This is a genomic window from Paenibacillus lignilyticus (assembly GCF_017942085.1).
GTDB lineage: Bacteria > Bacillota > Bacilli > Paenibacillales > Paenibacillaceae > Paenibacillus_Z > Paenibacillus_Z lignilyticus.
Window position 1 is genome coordinate 34,777 of sequence record NZ_JAGKSP010000028.1, and the last position, 9,085, is coordinate 43,861.

10 protein-coding genes are annotated in these 9,085 nt (G+C 52.1%); 3 read left to right on the forward strand and 7 right to left on the reverse strand.

Annotated elements, in window-relative coordinates; all coding sequences use genetic code 11:
- Window positions 1–5: 5 nt before the first annotated feature.
- From lepB to rfbC, 6 genes are all read right to left on the reverse strand, one after another.
- Window positions 6–689: a signal peptidase I gene (gene lepB / locus I8J30_RS30415; RefSeq protein ID WP_210664165.1), complete on the reverse strand. Its 684-nt coding sequence runs from the start codon at window positions 687–689 to the stop codon at window positions 6–8.
- Window positions 690–694: 5 nt separating this feature from the next.
- Window positions 695–1,246 (reverse strand): DUF402 domain-containing protein, encoded by a 552-nt coding sequence (locus I8J30_RS30420; RefSeq protein ID WP_091224130.1) that lies wholly within the window; start codon window positions 1,244–1,246, stop codon window positions 695–697.
- 128 nt (window positions 1,247–1,374) lie between these two features.
- A complete protein-coding gene (locus I8J30_RS30425; protein WP_091224131.1) occupies window positions 1,375–1,797 on the reverse strand; it encodes a GNAT family N-acetyltransferase in 423 nt (140 codons plus the stop codon).
- A gap of 269 nt (window positions 1,798–2,066) precedes the next feature.
- Window positions 2,067–2,915, reverse strand: a complete 849-nt coding sequence (gene rfbD, locus I8J30_RS30430; RefSeq protein ID WP_210664176.1) for a dTDP-4-dehydrorhamnose reductase — start codon at window positions 2,913–2,915, stop codon at window positions 2,067–2,069.
- Between the two features lie 20 nt (window positions 2,916–2,935).
- A complete protein-coding gene (rfbB, locus tag I8J30_RS30435; protein ID WP_210664166.1) occupies window positions 2,936–3,925 on the reverse strand; it encodes a dTDP-glucose 4,6-dehydratase in 990 nt (329 codons plus the stop codon).
- Window positions 3,926–3,933: 8 nt separating this feature from the next.
- The gene (gene rfbC / locus I8J30_RS30440; RefSeq protein ID WP_210664167.1) at window positions 3,934–4,491 is read right to left on the reverse strand and encodes a dTDP-4-dehydrorhamnose 3,5-epimerase; all 558 of its coding nucleotides are present in this window, start codon (window positions 4,489–4,491) and stop codon (window positions 3,934–3,936) included.
- A gap of 293 nt (window positions 4,492–4,784) precedes the next feature.
- Between rfbC and I8J30_RS30445 the strand changes: the two genes are divergently transcribed.
- Together I8J30_RS30445 and I8J30_RS30450 are read left to right on the forward strand one after the other, a co-directional pair.
- Window positions 4,785–5,396 (forward strand): superoxide dismutase, encoded by a 612-nt coding sequence (locus tag I8J30_RS30445; RefSeq protein ID WP_210664168.1) that lies wholly within the window; start codon window positions 4,785–4,787, stop codon window positions 5,394–5,396.
- Between the two features lie 191 nt (window positions 5,397–5,587).
- On the forward strand, window positions 5,588–7,810 hold the full coding sequence (locus I8J30_RS30450) for a methyl-accepting chemotaxis protein (protein WP_210664169.1): 2,223 nt from the start codon (window positions 5,588–5,590) through the stop codon (window positions 7,808–7,810).
- Between the two features lie 98 nt (window positions 7,811–7,908).
- Here the strand turns inward: I8J30_RS30450 and I8J30_RS30455 are convergent, their stop codons facing one another.
- A complete protein-coding gene (locus tag I8J30_RS30455) occupies window positions 7,909–8,745 on the reverse strand; it encodes an alpha/beta fold hydrolase (protein ID WP_210664170.1) in 837 nt (278 codons plus the stop codon).
- Window positions 8,746–8,898: 153 nt separating this feature from the next.
- Here I8J30_RS30455 and I8J30_RS30460 point away from each other — a divergent pair.
- A partial coding sequence (locus tag I8J30_RS30460) for a hypothetical protein (RefSeq protein ID WP_210664171.1) occupies window positions 8,899–9,085 on the forward strand: 187 nt, incomplete at its 3' end.

The following is a 9,085-nucleotide window of genomic DNA, read 5'->3' on the forward strand; positions in this document are numbered from 1 at the left end:
TAAACCTACAAATGGTTCAATTTGCTGATCGGCCACAGAATGTAATCTGCACGGCCAAGAATCATATCCCGCGGCACAGCCTGAAACGACCGGCTGTCGCGGCTCGCCTTATTATGGCGATTGTCGCCCATCACAAAATAATGATCGGCTGTGACCGTCTCCGGTCCATAATCCGAATCTTCAATTTCGATGTCTGTATAAGACTCTACTACGAGCTTTCCGTTTCGATACAGCTGCCCTTCGCGAATCTCGATCGAATCACCCGGCATCCCGATAATCCGTTTAACCAAGTATTCTTTATGTTCGATTCCGTTTGAAGGATCCTTCAGAATGACCACATCACCTTGTTTAGGTGAGCCCATTAAGTAAGTAGCCTTATTCACAAACAGCCATTCCTTCTCATACAAGGTCGGCTCCATGGACTGCCCTTTGACCGTAGAGAGGTTAAACACGAATACATTCAAGCAAAGAACGACCACAGCGGCAATCGCGAGTGTGATAAACCAGCTGCGCAATTCAGCAACCCAAGGCGACAGCGCCTTCGACTCCTTGCGCGTAGAAGAAGAGGAAGTCCTTGCAGCCTTTGCTTTCACCTTAACCTTCGGGGAGCTCGACCGTTTGCGCGGCCCGAATTCTGCCTGCTCCGCACGCTGCGAAGACTCCGTATCCGAACCGGGATTGACGTTCATAGCTGCTACACCTCGCCCATATGTTTGTTCCACGCCTCAAAATAACCAAGAATAAGGTCATCGTTGAAAGGGGCTTGTCCGTTCTCGATCCGCTTCAGCAGCGCACCGAGCCCCTCCATTACTTTTCGGTTAACTTCTTCCGAATAGTGATAGGCAATCTTATGGAGCTCATATTCTTCTTGATCGACGACTTGCGCTTTCCCTCCGCGGGGTACAATAACATCGAGGTCGTAATCAATGTAGGTGAGAACATCATGTTTGAAGAAAAGTGGGGAGGCCACATTGCAATAGTAGCGAACGCCATGATCCTCGAGCAAACCAACCACATTGAACCACTCGCCGGGGATAAAGAAGGATACCGCGGGCACTCGGCTAATCCACTGCTTGCCGTCCGCCTCTTGGATCGGTGTCTGTCTGTTGATGAACACATGCATCGATTCCGCCGCATGTTCGCTTGCCAGCAGCTCTGCCGGGACCTGCCAATTCTCCAGCCACATCCGGTGCAAATGGCCGTTATTCTTGAAACTCTTGATAACACAAGGACGGTACGTTGTCATAAGCGTAATACTCCTAGCGAGGTACTTTCTTACTATAAGAAAAGCATATCTGTACGCCAAAATCAATGACGCCTTAGATATGCTTGTCCATAATTGCTTATTTATAAGTGCTTGAATCGAATTGTCGCTTAACCGGCAACAATGCTTAATTTCTGAAAGGAACGGAAAAAATCCGTTGTAGCGTAACCCAATGATTCATAAAGCGAAAGAATCGGCTCGTTATGTTCGTCAGCCGTCACCATGATTTTCGTTACATTCCGCTGCTCAAATCGTCCGCGCAGGGAGCGAATCAGCTCTTTGCCCAATCCTTGACGTTGGTAATTCGGATGTACGGCAATACGGTAATAGTAACCTCTGCCCTTGTCTATCGTCCCGATAATGATACCTGCGATTTCATCTTCAACCGCAGCAACGAGTACCAGCTCACTGTCCCATGATAGTTGGCGGCCGAAAGCCTCCATCGTTTGTTCATAGCATTCTTCTGACAGCACAGTCTCCAGCAGTTCCGTAACGGGCCGATAATCAGCTAATTGGAAGGATCGAACGTCCATAACTTTAAGCTCCTCTTCAAACGCAGTATGGAAATAACGGCATAGCCAGGGAAGAAATCAACTTCGCTTCATGCAGACAGCGACAGCCCTTCTTCTTTAGGTAAAATTAATAATACGACAAATTCGCTCGAATTCCTTCTAAAATCTTTAAAAATCCTTAAAAAATATAATAAATCTACATTATTCTATTGAAAACGCTTTAATTTAAGCGTTTTCATAACATTAACGCTATCAATCAACCCAAAAAAGTGCCGCATGGGCACTTTTCCTTACGAATGCTTCATATAATGCGCCAATGCTTCCCGCCATGGTCTTAGGTCTTGCAAACCGGCCCGCTCGATCGCGGCGTGACTCATGACGGAATATGCCGGTCTGGCCGCAGGTCTCGGAAATTCCGCTGTCGAACAAGGCTCAAGCGTGATTGTCGCATTGGCCCCGTCCCTGCTCCGTACAATCTCTTGCGCAAATTCAAACCATGAGCAGCTTCCGGTATTGGAGGCATGATAGACGCCATACTTGTCGGTTTGAACAAGCTCGATCAGAAAAACAGCCAGATCAAGCGTATAGGTAGGAGATCCGATTTGATCGCGGACGACCTTCAGCCGGTCTCGCTCACTCGCCAGCTTGAGAATGGTTCGGACAAAATTATTCCCGTATTTCCCATACACCCACGACGTGCGAACGATGTAATAACGATCGAGCTGCGCCGCAACCTCCAATTCGCCGGCAAGCTTCGTTTGCCCATAGACCGTTTGCGGATTGGTCGGCTCCTCGATCTCGTAAGGCTCATTGCCTTTGCCATCGAACACATAATCCGTGCTGATGTAGCAGAGCTTGGCTCCGCATGCTTTCGCGGCCATTGCGACATTGCGCGTGCCCCATGCATTGATTCGGTACGCTTCATCCGCGTCGGATTCCGCCTTGTCCACAGCTGTGTAGGCGGCGCAATGGATAATGACATCCGGGCGATAGGCCTTCACGACATCGGCGCACTGCTCCGAGTTTGTAATATCGAAGTTGTCTCGCCCATAACCAAGAATATGTATTCCCGGCCGGACATTCAGTTGCACGAGTTCTTTTCCCAGTTGACCGTTAGCGCCTGTGACGAGAATCTTCAGTTCATCCTGCTTGGCAGCTGTCATGAGCGACCTCCCAAGTAAGCGCCTGAGCGAATATGTTCAATCCAAGCTTGATGATTCAGATACCACTGAATCGTGGATTTTATGCCTGATTGGTAATCATACTTGGGCGTCCACCCCAGCTCTGTTCGGATCTTGTCCGCATCGATGGCGTATCGGCGATCATGTCCCAAACGATCTTGAACGAACGAAATGAGCGATTCCGGTTTGCCGAGCTCCGATAGGATGGTCGAAACCACTTGGAGATTGCTGCGTTCATTGTTTCCGCCCACGTTGTACACTTCGCCGGGACGCCCCGCGTGCAGCACGCGGTCAATGGCGCCGCAATGATCCTCGACATGCAGCCAATCGCGCACGTTGAGGCCATCTCCATAGACAGGCAACGGCTGATCGGCGAGCGCTTGTTGAATCATGAGCGGGATAAGCTTTTCCGGAAATTGATAGGGGCCGTAATTGTTCGAGCAGCGCGTGATGTTCACGTTCATGCCGTACGTTTCATGATAGGCGCGGACAAGCAGGTCGCTTCCCGCTTTGCTGGCCGAATACGGACTGTTCGGCGCAAGCGGCGTCGACTCCGTGAACAGCCCCGTGTCGCCAAGCGTCCCATATACCTCGTCGGTGGATATATGAACGAACTTCGCCACATCGTATTGTTTGGCCAAATCAAGCAGTGTCTGCGTGCCGAGCACATTTGTACGGATGAAGATATCCGGCTGCGAGATGCTCCGGTCCACATGGGATTCAGCGGCAAAATGAACGACGGCGTCAAGGCCCTCCGCGAAGATCGGTTCCATCGCGGCTCGATCCGCGATGTCGGCTTGCACAAACCGGTAGTTCGGGAGATTCGCAATCGACATTAAGTTAGCCGGATTGCCTGCGTAGGTTAACGCGTCGACATTAATGAAGGTGTAGCCGGGATATTTCGCGATCATATACTGCAGATAATTGCTGCCGATAAATCCGGCCCCGCCGGTTACAATCAGTTTCACAGGCTCGCTCACCCTCCATAATAGAAATTTTTCTCCGCGGCGGACAATGGGGGATGACCCCGATCCTTATCCGACAATATCGGATTTGTTGCAGGCCAATCAATCGCAAGCAGCGGATCATTCCATGCGATGCCGCGGTCATGCTCCGGTGAATACAGCTCGTCGACTTTATATTGCACCTCGCAGTTTGGAACCAGCGTACAGAACCCATGGGCGAAGCCTCGCGGTACGAGCAGCTGTCTTTTGTTCGAGGCGCTTAGAACGAATCCCTGCCAGTGGCCGTAAGTCGGCGACCCTGCGCGAATATCCAAGACAACATCATAAATCGCTCCCGCCGTGACGCGGACGAGCTTCGTTTGCGCTTTCGGATTCAATTGATAATGGAGCCCGCGGAGCACGCCCGCTTCGGCTGACAACGAATGATTATCTTGCACGAAAATATGGGGGATGCCCTGTTGCACGAACAACTCCTGATTGTAGCTCTCCATAAAAAAACCACGATGATCGCCATGTACCGCTGCCTCGATCAATTTGACATCTTTTAACCTTGTTTCGAATATGTTCATCGTTACCCCTCGTTTGAAAGACATTGCCCTCGGACTATATCAAGAAGTTCTACTATCTATAGATATATACAAAATAAGACGGCATTGCCTTTAGGCGTCCGTGGTTTTTCATGAAAATAGACAGCTTTATTTCCTTTTCCATGAATTGCAAAGTGTTAATTTGATCATGCTAGAAGGTGTTCCGAAGGTATTGTCAGCAGGTCGTACTTTACAAACATTTATGTTGATTTATTGCCCGAGAACGAGCATAATGGAAATGAAAAACGATACATATTATAGGAGGTATTTAATCAATGGCACACCAATTGCCCGCTTTGCCTTATGCAAACAATGCGCTTGAGCCGCATATCGATGAAACAACGATGATGATTCACCACGACCGTCATCATAACGCTTATGTAACTAACCTTAACGCAGCACTGGAGTCCGCTCCTGAGCTTGCAAGCAAATCCATCGAGGATTTGATCGCTGATCTGAACAGCGTACCGGAAGCTATCCGCACTGCTGTTCGCAACAACGGCGGCGGCCACGCTAACCACTCCCTGTTCTGGGAAACAATCGGACCAAACGCAGGCGGCGCACCAACAGGCGCGATCGCCGATGCGATCGCAAGCGAACTGGGCGGCTTCGATCAATTCAAAGCTGACTTCGCGAAAGCGGCAGCAACTCGTTTCGGCAGCGGCTGGGCTTGGCTTGCACTTAGCCAAGACGGCAAGCTGAAAGTATACAGCCTTCCGAACCAAGACAGCCCGATCATGGAAGGCGACACGCCTCTTCTTGGTCTGGACGTTTGGGAGCACGCTTACTACCTGAACTACCAAAACAAACGCCCTGACTACATTGCAGCGTTCTGGAACGTTGTAAACTGGTCCGAAGTTGGCAAACGTTACGAAGCAGCGAAATAAGTTCTCGCTCGCATCCGGAGACCTTCGTGCTATATGCACGGAGGTCTTTTTGCTTTTGCATTGCGATTCTGCGTCTAACTACCTAACATGAATTTGCGATTTTCAAAGAAATTCATTATTTTTAGACAATTTGAACTATTTCCATGTTATAATTCCTCCCATATATCTAAGTAGAGAGATGGGGATACCTAATGTTTGATTGGTTGGGATTTCGCAAAGGATTGCCCTTATGGTGGTCGTACAAGCTCAATGCAGGAATGAAAGAGGATGTAGCGGATATTTTTGAAGGTATCGCAGATACGCGGATGAATATTCTAACGGGATGGACGACGGAATATTGGGATCATCTGGACCGGCTGCACCATCAGCTGTCCTTCCGTCAGCCCGGGGCGGCAGATGACGAAGCTTGGGATCCTTCCGCCTTGGAGCGTTTATTCGCAGGAACTCGGGCACGTGCCTCGGATTTCTCAGAGATCTTCATGCTTGACGAGAACGGCCGCGTTGCTTTCTCAACAGAAACACGCCATACCGGCGAGCTTTATGGAACGGGCAGTCTGCTGGAGCCGGGCCTGGCCTATTCGAAGGACGGCGCGCCGAGCGGCCGCAACTGCTTATTCGGCCCCTATGCCGATCCTTGGACGCTGAAGATCGGGCCGAGCTCGTCTTCTTTTCACGATAAAATGACGCTCCTCTTCATCTCTCCAATCCTGCTAGGCGGCAAGTGGAAAGGCGCGCTCTGCGGCCGAGTGCCAAACGATGTCATCGGCGATCTTATCCAGCGGGAATCCGGTCATGTGTATCCCGACTCCGGGGATAACTATCTGTTCATGGCGCGTCCTGTGCTGAATACGCATATCGCACCGGGAACCGCTTTATCGCGAAGCAGGTTCGAGGACCGCACGTTTACTCATGGCGAGAATTTGATGGACGGTGTAACCACCGACTGGGGCGTCGTTTCCGTTAAGGAACACACGGAGCTGGAGCTCGTATTCACGGATCCCGCTACAGGACAGCTCCACCCCGGCGTGGCGAACACCATTCGAAACGGCAGCAACCTGTTCGTAGAGTTTCCGGGTTATTCGGATTATCGCCATATCCCCGTTATCGGCAAAGGCGTGACGTTCCGGCTTCCCCATTGTCCGGATGAGTGGGGGATGATGTGCGAGGGTGATTTGGAAGAAGTGTACCGCATCCGGAGCATTCGATTCACCCAATTCAGACTTGCGTTAGGCTGGCTGGCAGCGCTAGGTGCGCTTGGAACTATTCTCGCGTACTATCTGTTCACGAATGCCATGCCGGTTGCAGGCGCTGTTATTGTCGGCGTCTTCAATTTCATTTTCGGACTGGCCATGGTATGGTCGTTGGATCGCAAAGGCAACCTGGTGACCTCCCTCCAAATGCGCAGGTTGAACCGGTTTATCCGTATTAATGCCGAGGGAAAAGGCGACCTCACTCAGCGACTGGATACGAGCTTGTTTCCCGCTAACGAAACCCGTGAGCTGGCCAAATGGATTAACAACATGATCGACTCCCTCGAAGGCGTCATGCTGCAGGTGAAGCTCGCTTCCGGCGATGTGTTGACGAATCAACGCGCATTGCTTGAAACTACCGGCGCGACTGCCAGCACAACAGAGCGTGTCAGCGGCCGGATCGGGGATATGATTCTCAGTATTCGTAATCAGCTGAAGGATATCGACATCGCCAAGGATGTTGCCGGTGAGATGCGCGAGACGCTGCGACAGCTTGAAGATAAGGCATCCGCCAACATCAGCGTGGCGCAAGGGGAATTGCTCCGTATCGGCGATAAAATGGAGCAGATCGCCGGCCGCGTTACGGAAACGAACCGATCGATCGAATCGTTCATGAAAACAACGGATGAAATTCGCAATGTCCTCGGTGTTATCGAGGAAATCTCGGCGCAAACGCATCTGCTTGCCCTGAATGCTTCCATTGAAGCGGCGCGCGTCGGCGAGCAAGGCAGAGGTTTTGCCGTTGTTGCGGGTGAAATCAGGAAGCTGGCCGCCCTCACCAAGAAATCGACGGAAGAAGTGCACACCATCGTCCAAGATATCTATGTCCATGCCAAGGACGCTACTACCACGATGGCTCAAGGCACGCTTGTCGTGTCCGAAGGGACGGCGCTTGTCGCGGCGGCCTCGGAGCTCCTCAGCAGCACCCAGGAAGATGATTCGCTCAAATCGCAAATTATCGACGAGGTCGTTGTGATCATGGAGAAAATCGCGGCGGTCAGCAAGCAGAACCGTCGCATTTCGACCGAGGTCGAGGGCAATGTGCAGGAGCTGCTTGGCGACTTCGTCAACGTCCGCCATACTTCCAATCATGTCGAAGCCATCACGGCGTTCTTGCAGCAGCTGGTCGGACAGTTCCAACTGAGCGAGGCTCGCAAGCGCTGAGTGATGGGATGAATGAGGGATGATTAGGAAGGCGAAGCCCCCCGATTGCGGTTATTGCGATTTGGAGGGGCTTTTTTTGCGGAAAGCTATAGTTCGGTTCAGTCATAGATAGGCGTGTGCGGGCCTAGTTTGCCTGTGAGTACGCTCAGCAGCTCCCGGTTGAACTTCTCCCTTTCATCGCAGAACAGGCCATGACCGCTATCCTCGAAAGGAATGAATCTGGAGTTCCGGATGCCTTGATGCTGAAGCTCGCCAAGCGCGAACGGAACGATGCGGTCTTGCTTGCCGTGCAAAATCGTTGTCGGCACATGGACATGGGCCAAGTCTGCGCGAAGATCCTCGTCCCGCAGCGCTTTCGTCCCTCCGATGGCACCGTAGGGGGATGATTCGAATCCAAGGCCGTTGAACCATGTGCGGAAAGGGTCGCTGATCGGTTTGTGGAAGAACAGTTGGCCGAAGCCGTCGATTGTTTTCGGTCTGTCGGTCATGAGCCCAAGGAGCGTAGCTTCGGATTCGGAGGCCGGTTTGCCGTAGGGATACCCGGGGCGCTGGGTCATCAGCGGCGCAGCGGCAGCCGCGAGGACCAGTCCGCACATTCCGCGGGCTGCATGTCGTGTAATGTAGCGGATAGCGATGGCACCGCCCATGGAGAAGCCGACCAGCGTTGCGTTCTGGATGCCGAGCGACTCCACCACCATGCGAATGTCATCGGACATCCGATTGTAATTGTACCCATGCCAAGGAGCATCCGACTTGCCAAAGCCCCGCAAATCGATGCTGATGCAGCGAAAACCATATTTCGGCACCACATTCAACTGGTACTCCCACATTTGGCGATTGACCGGCCAGCCGTGCACGAAAACGACCGGTCTGCCGTATCCGACATCTTCGACGTACACCTTTACTCCGCGCTCTGCTTCCACATAGAACCCCATCGATCAGCCACCTTTCTCCCATCTCTATATGTATACCGCGAGGCGGGCGTATAGTATCGAAACCTGCCAAAGTCAAACACCAGATAGGCGATAGCCGCATACACTGAACCGAGACAATTACCTATCCACGTTTTTGGAAAAGGAGTTTGATACATGAGTTACTACACGTATATTCCTGGTGCGCCTGCCGGCTACTCCAGTAAATATTCGGATTGTGGCTGCGGCGGACCACGCGCGTTTCCCGGAGGCGCAGGCGGCATGCTTCCCGGCGGCGGCGGTTTCCCCGGCGGCGGCGGCGGCTTCCCCGGCGGGGGTGGCGGCTTCCCCGGCGGCGGCGGCG

Bases quoted from the DNA above. Each gene is read 5' to 3' on its own strand.
- lepB (WP_210664165.1), bottom strand. From the start codon at position 689: ATGAACGTCAATCCCGGTTCGGATACGGAGTCTTCGCAGCGTGCGGAG.
- I8J30_RS30420 (WP_091224130.1), bottom strand. From the start codon at position 1,246: ATGACAACGTACCGTCCTTGTGTTATCAAGAGTTTCAAGAATAACGGC.
- I8J30_RS30425 (WP_091224131.1), bottom strand. From the start codon at position 1,797: ATGGACGTTCGATCCTTCCAATTAGCTGATTATCGGCCCGTTACGGAA.
- rfbC (WP_210664167.1), bottom strand. From the start codon at position 4,491: ATGAACATATTCGAAACAAGGTTAAAAGATGTCAAATTGATCGAGGCA.
- I8J30_RS30445 (WP_210664168.1), top strand. From the start codon at position 4,785: ATGGCACACCAATTGCCCGCTTTGCCTTATGCAAACAATGCGCTTGAG.
- I8J30_RS30450 (WP_210664169.1), top strand. From the start codon at position 5,588: ATGTTTGATTGGTTGGGATTTCGCAAAGGATTGCCCTTATGGTGGTCG.
- I8J30_RS30455 (WP_210664170.1), bottom strand. From the start codon at position 8,745: ATGGGGTTCTATGTGGAAGCAGAGCGCGGAGTAAAGGTGTACGTCGAA.